The sequence below is a fragment of the Actinoplanes sp. CA-142083 genome, assembly GCF_050942195.1.
Classification (GTDB): domain Bacteria; phylum Actinomycetota; class Actinomycetes; order Mycobacteriales; family Micromonosporaceae; genus Actinoplanes.
The window spans coordinates 7,668,216-7,684,662 of sequence record NZ_CP192076.1 but is presented as its reverse complement, the minus strand read 5'-3'; the positions used below and the strand labels follow the sequence as shown (position 1 = coordinate 7,684,662).

Sequence of the window (16,447 nt, the reverse complement as noted above, 5' to 3'; positions counted from 1 at the left end):
CGGGCAGGATCTTCGACCCTGCACCCGGGGCTGCCTCCGGCGGCAGGGCTACCCGCCCTGGACCCGGCGGCTCTGGGATGCCGAAGCCCGGCGGGTCTCCATCGCACACCGGGAGGCAGCCAGACCGCGCCTGCCCGGGCAAGGTCGGTCAGACGTGGGGTGCTCCACCTTGCCCGGGCGGGCGCGGCCCAGCCTGGCGGGGCCTGCGCGACGAGATGCCCGCTCAAGAGCGGCGCCGGCCGGCCGCCGAGGGCGCGAATCAGGGGTGACTGACGTTTCTAACCGGCGCGTCATGTGACACATCTCACAAGATTGTCACGTCGTTACGGTGACGCAAGGTAGCGGGCGGGGCCTGCCAAAGCGGCGGCAGCATGGGAGCCGGTCCTCGGGTCCGGCCCTGGTGTCCACTCGGGACCGGTGCCGACCTCGCGTTACATATCCGGCCCCCGAACCCGTCAGTAGACAGCAACCGGTCAATATCGACTAATTTCCACGTCACGCTGAGTTTATTTACAGGCAACGCACAGGAACCGTATGGTTCCCCCGTTTTCATCAAGATCTACGGGGGAACTTGATGTTTTATCGTGCTGTTCGGTCCGCCGTGTCGGCCGCTGCTGTCGTGTCTGTCGTTTTGGCCGGGGCTGCCTCGGCCCCTACCGCGGGACTCGCGGCGCCGCCGCCGGCCCGTACCGCGTCCGACGAGCTATCCGCCCGGAATCTGGCGGTGAAGACCGGGACCCGCGTCGAGGTGATTTCCCAGCGCACCGAGTACGCGCAAATGTTCGCCGAGCCCAACGGCCGTTTCATCTACGAGTCAGCGGTGACGCCGCAACGTGTGCACCGCCCCGACGGCACCTGGGCGGATGTCGACCTGACCTTGACCGCTGAGGGAGACACAATCCGGCCGCGGGCCTCCGTCGCTGATGTCCGGTTCTCCGCCGGTGGTACAGGTCCGGTGGCAACGTTGGTCCGCAATGGCAAGACCCTCGCCCTGTCCTGGCCGCTGGGCAGCCTGCCTGAGCCGACGCTGGCCGCCGACTCGGCCACTTATCCGAACGTTTTGCCCGATGTGGACCTGGTCGTCCGCGCAACGCGGGACGGCTTCAATCACGTGCTCGCGGTGAAGACGCCGGCTGCGGCCGCGGATCCGCGGATCCGGGAGGTCACGTTCGATCTCGGCGGCACGGCTCGAGTGCGTAGGGGTGCGGACGGCTCGTTGGCCGCGCTGGCCGGTGGGACGGTGATAGCTTCCGCGGCTGCGCCGAAGATGTGGGACTCTGCTGCCGCGTCCGTTGCTGTGGCGGCGCGATCCGTGGACGGCGGTTCGGCTGCCGGGTCGAGCGCGGATCCGTCGACCGCCGCCGCCCCGGCCGACACGGCTCGCACCGCGCAGGTCGGAACGGCCCTGACCCCGGCCGGTGATCTGATCCTCAAGCCCGATCCCGTACTGCTGGCGAATGCCACCTTCCCGCTGTACATCGATCCGGCGTGGAGCACCGGCAAGACCCGGTGGGCGTATTCGACGAACAACAACTCGAACAACACCGACACCAGCCGGGCCCGGGTCGGCAAGGACCCGAACAGCGGGGTCCTCTACCGCTCGTACTTCGAGTTCCCGACTTCCGGGGTGAAGTCCAAGTACGTCTACGACGCCTACGTGCAGATGAAGGTCGACCACACCTGGTCGTGCGGAAACACCCCGAACACGATCTTCAGCACCAACCCGATCGCCGGTACCCCGCGCACTCCGTGGAAGGCAACGAGCTGGGGCCTGCGGATGCTCGCCCAGGTCTCCTCGCACGCCAACGAGGGCACCGGTTGCTCGGATTCCCCACAGCCCGACATGACGATCAACTTCAACACCGACGCGGTCAAGAGTGTGGTCCAATCAGCGGGCACGGCAGGCTCCGCGAGCATCACCTTCGTCATCGCCGCCGTCGACTCGGCGGTGACCGGAGAAACGACGCAGGATCGATGGAAGAAGTACTTCCCCGACGACGCGCGACTGATCACCGAGGTCGACGCCTACCCGGGCAAGCCCACTGAGCAGTACGTCAACGGGGTCCGCTGCAGCACCAGCGCCATCCGCATCGGCACCACCGCGGTCAAGTTCTCCGCGCGGATGCCCGACACCGACACCACCCAGGCGATCAAGGCGACCTGGGAGTGGCAGAAGCTGGCCGGCTCGACCTGGACCGCGATGACCACGCCCGCCACCAGCAGCGCCGCCGCCAACAACCTAGCCGCCAGCGCCTCGCTCTCAGGCGCGGCCAACGGCATCACATACCGGTTCCACGTCTACGGCACCGACCCAGCGCCGTACAACCGCAGCGGCACCGCATCGGACTGGTGCCAGTTCACCATTGACACTGCCGACCCGCCCGTCAGTGGCGTCGTCGTAACCCAGCCGCCGGGTCCCGGCAAGCCCGGGCAATTCAAGATCAGATCTGAGGCGACGGACGTCACGAAGTTCCGCTACGGCTGGAACGCTGCCGTCACGGAGATCACCCCGATCGGCACCGAAACCGTCAGCGGCGTTACCTACAAGTACGCGCTGGTCACCCTGACTCCGCCCAAGTACGGCCTCAACACCCTGTTCCTTCAGGCCGTCGACTCCACCGCCAACGTCGGCGACGGCTCGATCACCTTCACCGTCGACCGGGCCTCCCCGGCCATCGCCCGTTGGGGCCTCGAGACATACCCCGGCATCACCACTACCGACGCCCTCGCCGACCGCCAGCCGTCCCTCGCCGGCGACACCCCGTTGACCGCGAACGGCTCGCTGGGCTGGAACGACAAGGGCCGCCTGATCGGCGGCGCCGAGGCGACGTTCACCGGCGCGACCAGCCTGGTCACCTCCGCCCCGGTCGTCACCACCACGCAGAGCTACGGCGTCGCGGCTTGGGTCCGGCTCGACAGCACCAGCGGTGTCCAGGCGATCGCCTCCCAGGACGGCGAGCACATGGCCGGTTTCGAGCTCCAGTTCCGCGACGACGACAAGGACGGCAACGGCACCGCCGACAAGTCCTGGTGCATGACGATCCATACCGAGGACGTCGACGACGCCCACCCCACCGTCAGTGCCTGTGCTGTCAACGCTGCTGTCGCCGGCCGCTGGACCCACGTTGCGGGCACCGTCGACGCGACCGAGAAGAAGATGCGGATCTGGGTCGACGGGGTCATGAAACAGGAGGTCACTGCGCCGACCCTGTGGCCGGCCAGCCACGGGTTCCGCATCGGTTCGCGTAAGTGGACCTCCACGGCCAACGTCCAGTTCCTCAACGGCGCCGTCGCCGACGTCCAGGCCTTCGATCGCGTCCTGGTGCGGGAGGACTTCACCGGCGACGACACCGATCCGGCCGACGCGGTCGAGGGCGAGCGCGGCATGCTCAACCCGATCGAGGTGGCCCGCTACAGCTTCGACGATGCCTCGGCCTGCTACGACCCGAGCATCACCGACGAGGGCAACTGCGCCGAGCCGGACAACGACACCCGCTTCGGCAGCCGCCTGCACCTCTCCCAGGGCGCCGACGTGGAGGCCGGCGCGACCGGCAGCTTCGGATACTTCGACAACCAGCAGCTTCCGTGGGTCGAGGAGGGCGACCCGTTCTACGGGATGACCACCTTGGAGTACGGGCTTTCGCAGCGCAACGCCGGCGATTTCTCCACGCCGAACTGGCAGGACGCGGCGGTGCTGCGAACCGACCAGTCGTTCACGGCCTCGGCTCGGGTGCACATCGACCGGGTCGGTCATACCTCGACGGCCTTCGCGCCCAAGGGAACGTACGTGTCGCCGTTCTACTTCGGAACCCGCTACCGGACCATCGGATCGGAGACGGCCACCCGGTTCGAGCTTCTTACCTACGGCTCGGACTCGATTACGGACAGCAGTCAACAGGCGGCCACGCTGTCCGGCCCGCTGGCCGAGGACGACGCCGGCGTCTGGTGGCAGCTGACCCTGGTCTACGACGCCGGGGCGAAGACGATGAAGGCGTACCTCAACGGGGAGCTGAAGGGAACGCTCGCCAACATCACCGAGTGGCACACCCCAGGCCCGATGATCATCGGGGGCTCATGGTGGACCGATACCGCCTCCACCCGCTACTTCGATCCCTGGTACGGCGGCATCGACGACGTCCGCCTCTTCCAAGGCGCGATGACCGACGCCCAGGTCGCCGACCTCAACACCGCCACGGAGGCCTGATCATGCGAGCACGGGGGAGAACTTTCGTCATCGGCCGGCTCGCCGGGGCCACACGCCTGCGACTCGGGCTGGCAGCGACGGTCGCGCTGGCGCTCACCGGGGCGTTGCTGGCGGTGCCGCCGGCGGAGGCCGAGGCCAAGCCGGGCCATCTGGCCGGCCAGGTCGAGAAGGTCGACCGCGACGGCGGCGAGGTGGCCGGCAAGGGCTGGCCGGCCGCGAAGCGGACCGAGGCGAAGCTGCCGCCGCCGGTATGGCCTACCGACGGCAGCGCGGTCCGCTCCTCGAGCAAAAAGGCGACGGTGATCGGCCGTGACCGGGTGCCGGCCCGCTGGCGCGCCGGTGTGGTGGCCGAGGTCTCCTCGACCACGCCGGGCACGGCGTCGGTGAGCATCGACTACTCGAAGTTCCAGTACGCGTACGGCGGCGGCTGGGCATCACGTTTGCGGCTGTGGCGCCTGCCCGCCTGTGCGCTGACCACCCCGGACAGGTCCGGCTGCTCGGCCACTGCGCTGCCGTCCAGCAACAACACCGCCGCCACCACGGTCACCGCCGACGTGCCGGTCACCGCGGCGAAGGCCGGCACGGCGAACACGCTGGTGGCCCTGGCCGCCTCCGCGTCCGGCGACGCCGGCGACTTCGGGGCGACCCCGCTCTCGGCCTCGTCGACCTGGTCGGCCGGCGGCTCGACGGGCGGCTTCTCCTGGTCGTATCCGATGCGGGTGCCACCCGGCATCGCCGGCCCGCAGCCGTCGGTCGCGCTGTCCTACTCGTCCGCGAGCGTCGACGGTCGCTCGTCGGCCACCAACAACCAGCCATCCTGGATCGGCGAAGGCTTCGAGTACTCGCCCGGCTTCATCGAGCGGCGCTACGTCGCGTGCGCCGACGACAAGACCAACTCGAACAACCCGGCCAACACCGCCGACCTGTGCTGGCGCTCGGACAACGCGACGATGTCGCTCGGCGGTGGCAGCACCGAGCTGATCTACGAGAACGGCAAGGGCTGGCACGGCCGGTCCGAGGACGGCTCCAAAGTCGAGAAGCTGACCGGCGCGAGCAACGGCGACAACGACGGCGAGTACTGGAAAGTCACCGCGTCCGACGGCACCCAGTACTTCTTCGGTCTCAACAACCTCACCGGCCAGGGCACGGTCACCGACTCCGCGTGGACGGTCCCGGTCTACGGCAACCATGCCGGCGAGCCCGGCCACGCCACGGCCTTCGCCGACTCGCGAGTGAACCAGGCCTGGCGGTGGAACCTCGACTACGCCATCGACCCGCACGGCAACACGCTGTCGCTCTGGTACAACAAGGAGACCAACAAATACGGCGCCGAAGCCACCGAGAGCAAGACCGTCTCGTACGTCCGTGGCGGCACCCTCAAGAGGATCGACTACGGCACGTGGGACCGAGGCAGCACGGACCGGTCGGTCACCGCGCTGGCCCAGGTCAACTTCGACACCGCCGAGCGATGCCTGTCCGCCTGCACCGACCACGACGCCGACCACTGGCCCGACACCCCGTGGGACCAAGAGTGCGCGGCCTCCGCGACCACGTGCTCGAACTATTCGCCGTCGTTCTGGTCGACCCAGCGGCTCGTGAAGATCCGTACCCAGATCTGGGACACCACGAAGGCGACCCCCGGGTGGCAGGACGTCGACTCGTACACCCTGACGCAGAGCTTCCCGTCGCCCGGCGACGGGCAGAAGGGCGGACTCTGGCTGGATTCGATCGTCCGGACCGGGCATGTCGGCGGCACGGTGACAATGCCGCCGGTCACGCTCGACCCGATCGCGATGCCCAACCGGGTGCTCACCAAGACCAACACCACCAACAACTGGCAGCGCCTGGCCAACATCCACACCGAGACCGGCGCGCAGATCCAGGTCCAGTACTCGGTCCCTGAGTGCACCGCGCAGAACCTGCCCGCGTCGCCGCAGAACAACACCAAGCTCTGCTATCCGGTGATCGGGCCCGACCCGCTGAGCACGTCGGGCGGTGACCTCACCGAGTGGTGGCACAAGTATGTGGTCAAGCAGGTCTCGCAGAGCGACGTCCAGCTGGCCGGCGCGCATCAAGCCCCGGCGATCAACACCTATTACACGTACGAGGGGACGCCCGCCTGGCATTACGCGGACGACGACGGGCTGACCAAGCCGAAGTACAAGACCTGGAACCAGTTCCGTGGCTACTCGAGCGTGGTCGTCCAGGTCGGCGATACCGATCAGACGATGACCCGCACGACGTTCCTGCGGGGCATGCACGGCGACCGCGCGGCGCCCTCGGGCGGCACCCGGACGGTCACCGTGCCGGCGTCGCTGGGCTCGGAGACCGTGTATGACGAGGACGAGTTCGCGGGCATGGCCCGTGAGGAGGTCGTCTACAACGGCACCGAGGACAAGCCGGTCAGCAAGACGGTCAACGTCCCCTGGCGTTCGGCCGCCACCGCCTCGCGGACCATCAACGGCGACACCGCCTCTGCCCGGTTCACCGGCACGAAGACCACCTACCAGGGCACGGCGCTGGGCACGAACGGCGCCGGCGGGTGGCGGGTCAGCAGCCAGACCAGCAGCTACGACGACACGTACGGCATGGCCACGTCCGTGCAGGACAGCGGCGACGTGTCCAAGGCGGGCGACGAGAAGTGCTCGGCCACGACGTACAACCGCAACACCGCCAAGAACATCATCACGCTGGTCAAGCGCGTGACGGTGACGGCGCTGCCGTGCGGGACCGCGGCGACCACCGCGGACCAGGTCATCTCCGACACGCAGACCTTCTACGACGGCGCGACCAGCGTGGACACAGCCCCCACCACCGGCAACGCCACCCGCGTCGACACCCTCAAGAACTGGACGCCGGCCGCCGGGACGACCTGGCTCACGCTGACCACGGCGACATTCGACGCGTACGGCCGGCAGCTCACCGGCCGCGACGCGGTACGCGACGACACCGTCACGACCGCCTACCTTCCCGCGAACGGCCTGGTCACGCAGCGGACGGACACCAACGAGCTGAACTGGGTCACCACCCAGCAGATCTACCCCTACTGGGGTGTGCCCGGCCTGGTCAAGGACGTCAATGGGCGAGTCAACGAGGGCACCTACGACCCGCTGGGCCGCACCTCGATGGTGTGGGACGCGGGCTGGACCCGCGCCGACCACGACAAGCAGCCACTGACCAAGTTCACGTACTACAACAGCCCGACGCGCAGCTCCTACCCGTACGTCAAAACGGAAGCGCTCAACGCGGGCGGCGGCACCAATGTCTCGTACCAGATCTATGACGGTCTCCTGCGCCCGCGCCAGACCCAAACGCAGGTCATCGGCGAGGGACGCGCCGGAGGCGCGGGACGAGTCGTCACCGACACCATCTACGACGCCTACGGCCGCACCGAGATGACCTTCCGCGCCCACGCCGAGCCGGGCGACCCCGACGGCGCGCTGTGGTGGGAGCCGGAATGGTCGGTGCCGGCCCAGGAGATGACCCTCTACGACCGGGCCGGCCGGGTCACCGACCAGGTCTTCCGCTCCGGCGACGGCGTCACCAACATCGTGGAGAAGTGGCGCACCACCACCACCTATCAGGGCGACCGCACCACTGTCGTGCCACCGGCGGGCGGCACGCCGACGACCACGATCACCGACGTGCTCGGGCACACGATCGAGGCCCGGCAGTACACGACGGACAGCGGGATCTCCGGGCCCTACCTGGCGACCAAATACGCCTACAACGCCAAGGACAAGCTCACCTCGGTCTCCGATACGGCCGGCGACCAGTGGACATACAAGTACGACATCCGCGGCCGCCAGATCGAGGCAGTCGATCCCGACAGCGGCAGGACCACCTCCGAATACAACGACGCCGGCGACCTGACCAAGACCACCGACGCCCGCGGCGAGATCCTCGTCCACACCTACGACGACTTCGGCCGGCCGACGATCACCTACGACGACGCGGTCGCCGACGCCAACAAGCGGATCGAGCTCAAGTACGACAAGATCTCCACCGGCGCGCCGATCAAGGGCCAGCTCACCGAGGCCATCCGCTACGCCATCCCGCCCGGCAGCACGACCGTGCAGGCGTACAAGTGGCAGGCCAAGACGTTCACGCTGCGCTACCAGATTTCCGGCGAGCAGTACGTCATTCCGCCGGGGGAGACCGGCCTCAACGGCACCTATATTTACGGGCACGGCTTCTCGGCGTTCACCGGCGCCCCCACGTCTATCAGCTATCCGGCCGCCGGCGACCTGACCGCCGAGGGCGTGACCACCAACTACGACCAGACCGACGGCCTGCCGACCAGCCTCGTCTCCGGCTGGACCGACGTGGGTCGATACGTGAGCCAGCAGACCTACTCCGGTTACGGCGAGCCGCTGGTCACCCAGCTGGAGACCCAGGGCGGCGTCTACGCCGAGCAGTCAGTCTCGTACGAGCTCGACACCCGCCGCGTACACGAGGTCGTCGTCAAACCGGAGACCGCCGCCGGCACCGTGGCCGATCGCACCTACGGCTACGACCCCGCCGGCAACCTGCTTTCCGTCAGCGACACCCCGCAGGTCGGCAGCGCCGACACTCAATGCTTCACCTACGACAAGCTGCGCCGCCTCACCACCGCCTGGACCCCCAGCAGCGGCGTCAACTGCGCCACCACCCCGTCGCTCGCCAACCTCGGCGGCCCTTCGCCGTACTGGTACGACTGGACCATCGACGCCCTCGGCAACCGCACCAGGGAGGTGCGGCACGCCGCCGCGGGCGACACCACCCGGGACTACCAGGTGCCCACGGCCGGCCCCAACGTGGTCCGCCCGCACGCCGTGACCTCGATGACGACGACCCAGCCCGGCCAGAGCACCGGCACCACGGTCTCCTACGGCTACGACAATTCCGGCAACATGACCACCCGTCCCGGCACAGCCAACGGCCAGGTCCTCACCTGGGACGCCGAAGGCCGCCTGGCCAAGGTCGTCGAGGGAACCAGCACCACCACCAACCTGTACGACGCCGCCGGCACCCGCCTGCTACGCCGCGACAACAACGGCACCACCCTCTACCTGCCCGGCCAGGAGATCCGCCGCACGGTCAACGGCAGCACCGCCACGATCAACGGCACCCGTTACTACAACTTCGCCGGAGCGACCATCGCCTCCCGCACCGCCGGCAACCAGAACCTGAACTGGCTGTTCGACGACCACCAGGGCACCCAGCAGCTGACCGTCAACGCCTACAGCCACCAGGTGACCATCCGCCGCCAGACCCCGTACGGCGAGGCGCGGGGCAGCAGTCCGCTGTGGCCCAACAACAAGGGCTTCGTCGGCGGCGACAAGGATCCCACCGGCCTGACCCACCTGGGCGCCCGCGAATACGATCCGGCCCTGGGCCGCTTCATCTCGGTCGACCCAGTGCAGGACCTGACCGACCCGCAGCAGTGGAACGCCTACTCGTACGGCAACAACAACCCCACGACGTTCAGCGACCCGTCCGGCACCGACCCGTGCCCCGGTGGCGGTGGCGGTTGCGGCTATCCCGATACTCCCGCCCACGTCCAGAATCCCGGCGCGTGCGGCAGTGCGAACTCGTGCGAGCAGCACCAGCGCGCGGACGGCAACGGCACCGGCGGCATCGCCGACTCGAGCATGCACGGTGGCGGCCGCAGCGGCGGCCGCAGCCAATCCAGCCACGCGACCGGCTGCAGCTCGTCCAATACCTGCGACCACGACAGCTACGTGCACACCGAACGGATGCGGGCCGCCATGATCCAGATCATGGTGGCCCCCGAACCGGACGCCACCAACGAGATCGGCGGCTTCTGCCGCATGTCCCCGGACCTCTGTGCTGCCTACGTCAACGACCTGAAACACGGCGCCGTCCCCTGGCACATCGCCGTCTACATGCACTGCGGCGACAGCATGGCCTGCCGCCAGGACTACGGCCTGGCCGGCCCCATGGGCGGCCCATCGCTGGGCAGCACGATGAACCACAGAGTCGGCGACGCAATCTTCTTGTCCTTCATCGGCGGCACCGGCGCCTCGGCGACCGTGCGATTGATCAAAGCCGCCCTCAGCGGCGAGGAACCTGCCGCCACCGCCTCGAACGCACTCAAGCAATGCTCGATCCAATACGCCTTCAACAGCTTCGCCCCAGCCACGCTCGTCCTGATGGCCGACGGCAGCACCAAGCCGATTCGCGACGTTCAGGTCGGTGACCAGGTCCTGGCCTCCGACCCCACGACCGGGCACCCGCGCGCCGACCTCGTGACGGCCGTGCACAACAACCTCGATCACGACCTCCTCGACATCGACGTCGCGCTGCCCAATGGCGGAAAGAAGGTCATCCACTCCACCGCCCATCACCTCGTCTGGGACGAGACCCTGCGCAAGTGGGTCGAGGCCGCAGCGCTCACGCCTGGGCACCGGCTGCAGACCACGGACGGCGCGGTGCGGGTCTTGGCCCGGCGGCCGATCGCCGGCACGAGCTTCATGCTCAACCTGACGGTGCGCGATCTGCACACCTTCTACGTCCTTGCCGGGGACACACCGATCCTCGTGCACAACGACAACGAGGCGAACGAGTTGGGCCTCTCCCGCGAGCAGCACGTCGCCAACCTTGTCGGGGGAAGGGTCGCTCGACTTCCCAACGGCCAGGACCCGAAGATCATCATGCCGAACGTCGGCTCCACCGGGATCGACGTCTACGGACCGAACGGTGAACTGATTTTCGTCGGCGGGGCGGCGAAGGCGAAGGATCCCTCCAAATTCGGTCGGGCGCTTCAGGTAGCGAAGTACGGCGCCGATCAGGCCGGTGTCGACGCCATTTACTATCTCGACGAGGGCACGCCTCAGTCGGCGGTTGACCAGGCGAAGCGTGTCTTTGGGGCGAACAACGTCCGTTCCTTCAAGATGGGATGCTGAGATGTCCGACGCCTTCGTCAAATGGTGCCGGCGAGGCACGACGGATCGGCAGTTCCTCGAGCGTGCCGAGAAGTTCGCCGCGGCCGGTATCTCGCTGACGCATCCCGGCAGGCGTGTGGCTGTCCTGCTCGACGTCGACGGAAATGACGTGGCCATGTCGCCGGAAGAGGTGGCATCGCTCGTCGGCCGCCGGGTGGGCAGGTCCTTGACCCTGGAATGGTGGTTCACGCCGGACGTGGATCTCACCTGCACCTACACGTTCGTCCCGGGCGCTCGCGAGGTGCAGACCTACTATCTAGACGGCTTGTCGCCGGCCGAGGTCACGGTCGTTCGGGAGTTGCTGGTCAACCTCTTCTTCGAGGACGTGACTGCTTCGCAGTGGCTCGTAGCGGACACGACGGGTCTGTCCGCCGACTTCGACTGGGACGACTATCTTCTCTACGGCGCCGGCTCACCGTCGACCAGCCCGGACCTGGTGCTCGTGAACAGCGCCACGAGCTCGGTACCGGTTGATCTCCCGTCGGCTTCTCGTCGGAGAGACCTCGATGGCGGCGTCGTAGAGTTCGCGAAGTAAGGGTGATCGCTGGACGGCGACGCAACCGTGGTCGCCGTCCAGCGGACGATCGGGTTGAACGGGGTGGCATGGGGGGAACGCTATCGGTCTGGCCACCACGTGCCCCTCGGCAGCGTTGGCAGTGCGCCTGGGCGACCTCGAGCAGGCGGTGTGCCCTGCCCGCGTGGCCGCGCAGCAGCTGCGGCGGCGGCACCTGGGGCCACGTAGTGGTTCCATTCGTGGGTTACTCATGCCAGGCTCCGTCCGTCCGTCGACGTGAGTTCCCCCCGTTTCGACGGAGCGGTGGTTACCTGCTTCCGGTCGGGGCAGGGGTGAGGTTATCTGGCTGAGTCTGGGCGTGCCAGGCGGTCTCGTATTCGTCGGGGCTGAGGTAGCCGAGTTCCTTCTGGATGCGGCGGGTGTTGTACCAGGCGTCGATGTAGGTGAAGATCGCGTTCTCGGCCTCGTCGCGGGTCCGCCAGCTCGTGCGGTAGACCAGTTCGATCTTCAGCGTGGACCAGAAGTTCTCCATCAACGCGTTGTCGTAGGAGTCGCCGACAGACCCCATGGACGGCCGGATTCCGTTGTCCTGCAAGCGTTGCGAGAAGCGGAAGCTCGTATAGTTCGACCCGCGGTCGGAGTGGTGGATCAGCTGACCGTCGCGGACGGCGCGGGACCAGATGCCGTACTCGAGCGCGGCCAGGATCAGATCGGTGTCGCACCGGTCGGAGGTCTTCCAGCCGACGATCCGGCGGGAGAACACGTCGCGGACGGCGGCCAGCCAGAACACGCCCTCTCCGCAGGGGATCCGGGTGGCGTCGGCCACCCAGAGCCGGTTCGGGCCGGCCGCGGTGAAGTTCCGGTTGACCAGATCCGGCGCTGGCGTGTGCCGCGGATCCTGTTTCGTGGAGCCGCCGCGCCAGCCGCGGCGCAGGAACGCCCCCTGCCAGCCCTGGCCGGCCATCAGCCGCTCGACGCGTTTACGACCGACCCGGATGCCGTCGCGGCGCAGCTGCCGATGCACCCGGTCAGCGCCGTAGGTGAACCCGGATGCCTCCCAGATCTCGTAAATGTTGGAGAGCAGCCCAAGGTCGACCAAGTCCCGGTCACAGGGCTGCTCGACCGCTCGCACCCACTGGTAGTAGGTCGACTCGGCGATATTCAGGACCCGTAGCAGGAGCGCGACCGCGAAGCGGTCACGGTGTTCGTCGACGAACCTCATGACCGTCGCCGGGGCGGGCCGAGCTCCGAGGCGAAATAACTGGACGCAGCCCGCAGGATCTCATTCACCCGGCGCAGCTCAGCGACTTCTTCCCGCAGCCGGCGGTTCTCCTCGGCCATCTCGGTGGTGGGCCGGTCATGACGCTCGCCCGCGTCGGCCTCGGCCTGCCGGATCCAGTTGCGCAGTGCCTCGTGATGCACGTTCAACTGCTCCGCCAGCCGCCGGATCGTCGGCTTCGGCTCCGACTCGCGACACAGACGCACAGCACGCGCCCGCAGCTCGTCGGTGTACTTCTTCGGTGCGGCCACGGATACTTCCTCCCCATGATCAGTCGATCATGCTTGAGAAGCTCCGCCAAACCGGGGGGAACTCAGAACTGAGTTCGCGTCGTGGCGTGCCGGGCGACAACTGCGGCCCGTCGCCGTCGGTCTTCTTCCGTGGACTCACAACATTCGATGTCATCACTCACAGTGCCCATCCCGCCGGACCTCAGCCCGGCGTGTCGGGCCGAAAACACCGCTCCCGGCACAGTCCCGAAGCTGACGGATCGCGGCAGCGGAAGCGCCGGTGGGCGCCGGCTGGGCTTCGCCCAGCCGGCGGCGAAGGGGTCGATGATCGATGTCGCCTGGGAGTGGTCTCACCCTCCCGGGGTGAGGCGCTGTCCGTCCGGCCGCCCGCATGATCCGGGGGACGACGGAGTCAACCGTGAGGGAGTGCCGTTCATGTCTGAGCCCCGGACCGGCCCGGTCTCAACAGGATTGCCGTTCGAGGACGCGGCCGATTTCGATGATGCGCGGCGTGGTCTGGTCGCGGTCGGCGATCCGGTGGTCCGCAATGATTCGGGCGAGGTGGTCTGGGACAACGGGTCGTATGCAGGGTTCCTCACCGGGGACGCGCCGGGCACGGTGAATCCGAGCCTGTGGCGGCAGTCGACGCTGGTGGCCCAGCAGGGTCTGTTCGAGGTGACCGAGGGCATTTATCAGGTACGCGGCTATGACCTGTCGAACATCAGTTTCGTCGAGGGCGCGACCGGTGTGATCGTGATCGACCCGTTGATCTCGACCGAGACCGCGGCGGCGGCGTTGGCTCTGTACCGGCAGCATCGGGGTGACCGGCCGGTGACGGCGGTGATCCACACGCACAGCCACGTCGACCACTTCGGCGGAGTGAAGGGCGTGATCACCCAGTCGGACGTGGACGCCGGCCGGGTTCTGGTCATCGCGCCGGCCGGGTTCCTGGAGCATGCGATCTCGGAGAACGTGTACGCGGGCACGGCGATGGCCCGCCGGGCCGGTTACATGTACGGCGCGGCCCTGGACCGCGGCCCCCGCGGCGGTGTGGGTGCCGGGCTCGGCCAGACCACCTCGACCGGCACCGTCACGCTGATCGAGCCGACCGTGACGATCACCACGACGGGACAGGAACTCACTGTCGACGGAGTGCGCACCGTTTTCCAGATGGCGCCCGGTACCGAGGCCCCGGCCGAGATGCATTTCTACTTCCCGGACATGCGGGCGCTGTGCATGGCCGAGAACGCCACGCACACGCTGCACAACCTGCTGACGCTGCGCGGCGCCGAGGTGCGTGATCCGCACGGGTGGGCGGGCTATCTCACCGAGGCGATCGAGATGTTCGGCGACCGGACCGATGTGGTGTTCGCGTCGCACCACTGGCCCACCTGGGGGACGGCCAGGATCGTCGAGTTCCTCAGCGTGCAGCGTGACCTCTACGCGTACCTGCACGACCAGACGCTGCGGCTGCTGAACCGCGGTTACACGGGCGCCGAGATCGCCGAGATGATCCAGTTGCCACCGGCCCTGGAAGGGGTCTGGCACACCCGGGGCTACTACGGCTCGGTCAGCCACAACGTCAAGGCGATCTACCAGCGCTACATGGGCTGGTACGACGGCAACCCCGCCCGGCTGTGGCAGCACCCGCCGGCCGAGGCGGCGAAGCGATACGTAGAGTTCATGGGCGGCGCCGACCAGGTCGTGGCGAAGGCGGCCGCGTCGTTCGAGGGCGGCGACCTGCGCTGGGCGGCCCAGGTCCTCGACCATGTCGTGTTCGCCGAGCCGGGCCACGCCGCGGCAAGAGCCCTGCTGGCCGACGTGTTCGAGCAGCTGGGCTTCGGCGCGGAGAACGGCCCGTGGCGGTGCGAGTTCCTGTCCGGGGCTACCGAGCTGCGCCGCGGTAATTTCGGCACCCCCACGGTCTCCGCGTCGGCCGACATCATCGCGCACCTCAGTCCTGAGATGATCTTCTCTGCTCTTGCCGTCCAGATCGACGGGCCGGCATCGTGGGACCTCGACCTCGCCATCGGCTGGGAACTGCCCGACCACCACGCCGGGTACCGGACCACCCTGCGCAACGGCGTTTTCACGTACGTCAAAGGCAGCGACAAACCGGTGCAGCTCGCCCTGACCGTCCCCGCCGCCGCCCTCGCCGCCCTGGCCGCGGGCGACATCGGCGCCGCCCGGTCCAACGGGCTCAGGCTGAGCGGCGACGAGAAACAACTGGCCGCCCTGTTCGGCGCGCTGCAGCCCGGCGATCCAGCCTTCAACATCGTGGAACCGTGAACCTGGCGGTTGCGCCCGCCGACGTCGACCGGATCGTCGCGCGGCTGTTCCTCACCCACGGCGACCGGCAGCGCAACCTGACCAACTTCTGGGTCTTGCTCGTGCTGGCCGCGGTGATCGCCTCGGCGGGCGTGGTGGCCGACTCCACCGCCACCGTGATCGGTGCGATGATCGTCGCGCCGCTGATGACCCCGATCCTGGGTACGGCGTTGGCGATCGTGCTCGCCGACCGGCGGCAATTGGTGCGCAATCTGGGCCTGACCTTGGCCGGCGCCGCTGCGGTGGTGGCGATCGGCTACCTGCTGGGCACGATCATCCAGGGCGACGTGGTCGCGGCAACGAACTCGCAGGTGGCGGGCCGGGTCAGCCCGCGCCTGATCGACCTGGTCGCGGCGCTGGCCACCGGCCTGGTCGGCGGGTTCGCGCTGGTCCGCTCGGACGTCTCGGACACCCTGCCGGGCGTGGCAATCGCGATCTCACTGGTCCCGCCGCTGGCGGTCGTCGGTCTCACCCTCGAGTCCGGCGCTCCCGGTGAGTCGCTCGGCGCCCTGCTGCTGTTCGGCACCAACGTCGCCGCGATCATCGCCACCGGCACCGCGATCATGCTCGTCGCACGGCTGCGGGAGGCCGCCAAAGATACGGGCTTGCCGGTCGGCGTGATCGGCGCCCGGACCGTGGCGACGCTGATACTGTCCCTGCTGCTGGTGGCGGTTCCGCTCGGGTACGGCAGCTGGCAGGTGCTCCAGGAGCAGATCATCCTCGGCAAGGCCCAGCCGGTTGCCGGCCGCTGGGCGGCCGAGCAGGGCTGGCAGCTCACCGACGTCCAAGTACGCCGCGGCACGCTGCACGTGGTCGCGATGGGCGGACCACCCGAGGCCAGCGCGACGGCGCTGCGGCAGGAACTGGACGACGCCGGGCTGGCGGACGTCGACGCCGTCGTGACCCTGGTCGTCGGCGGCACACGCACCCTGCGGGCCGGCTGAC

7 protein-coding genes are annotated in these 16,447 nt (G+C 68.3%); 5 read left to right on the top strand and 2 right to left on the bottom strand.

The features are described 5' to 3' along the window. Positions 1–724: 724 nt before the first annotated feature. The 3 genes from ACQPZX_RS35055 to ACQPZX_RS35045 are packed head-to-tail and all read left to right on the top strand — an operon-like array spanning position 725 to position 11,686. Positions 725–4,204 carry a LamG domain-containing protein gene (locus ACQPZX_RS35055; protein ID WP_433365040.1) on the top strand — a complete coding sequence of 1,160 codons (3,480 nt, stop codon included), beginning with the start codon at positions 725–727 and terminating at the stop codon, positions 4,202–4,204. Positions 4,205–4,206: 2 nt separating this feature from the next. Beyond that, positions 4,207–11,112, top strand: a complete 6,906-nt coding sequence (locus ACQPZX_RS35050) for an RHS repeat-associated core domain-containing protein (RefSeq protein WP_433365037.1) — start codon at positions 4,207–4,209, stop codon at positions 11,110–11,112. A 1-nt stretch (position 11,113) separates the two neighbouring features. After that, positions 11,114–11,686, top strand: a complete 573-nt coding sequence (locus ACQPZX_RS35045; RefSeq protein ID WP_433365034.1) for a hypothetical protein — start codon at positions 11,114–11,116, stop codon at positions 11,684–11,686. Positions 11,687–11,972: 286 nt separating this feature from the next. On the opposite strand, the gene ACQPZX_RS35040 is transcribed toward ACQPZX_RS35045, so the two are convergent. Both ACQPZX_RS35040 and ACQPZX_RS35035 read right to left on the bottom strand, forming a co-directional pair. Next, positions 11,973–12,887 (bottom strand): IS3 family transposase, encoded by a 915-nt coding sequence (locus ACQPZX_RS35040; RefSeq protein ID WP_433365031.1) that lies wholly within the window; start codon positions 12,885–12,887, stop codon positions 11,973–11,975. After that, positions 12,884–13,195 (bottom strand): transposase, encoded by a 312-nt coding sequence (locus ACQPZX_RS35035; protein WP_433365028.1) that lies wholly within the window; start codon positions 13,193–13,195, stop codon positions 12,884–12,886. The genes ACQPZX_RS35040 and ACQPZX_RS35035 overlap by 4 nt, the downstream gene beginning before the upstream one ends. A gap of 414 nt (positions 13,196–13,609) precedes the next feature. On the opposite strand from ACQPZX_RS35035, the gene ACQPZX_RS35030 reads away from it, so the two are divergent. Then, on the top strand, positions 13,610–15,463 hold the full coding sequence (locus tag ACQPZX_RS35030) for an alkyl/aryl-sulfatase (RefSeq protein ID WP_433365025.1): 1,854 nt from the start codon (positions 13,610–13,612) through the stop codon (positions 15,461–15,463). Next, positions 15,460–16,446: a DUF389 domain-containing protein gene (locus tag ACQPZX_RS35025; RefSeq protein WP_433365022.1), complete on the top strand. Its 987-nt coding sequence runs from the start codon at positions 15,460–15,462 to the stop codon at positions 16,444–16,446. The genes ACQPZX_RS35030 and ACQPZX_RS35025 overlap by 4 nt, the downstream gene beginning before the upstream one ends. Position 16,447: the final 1 nt, after the last annotated feature.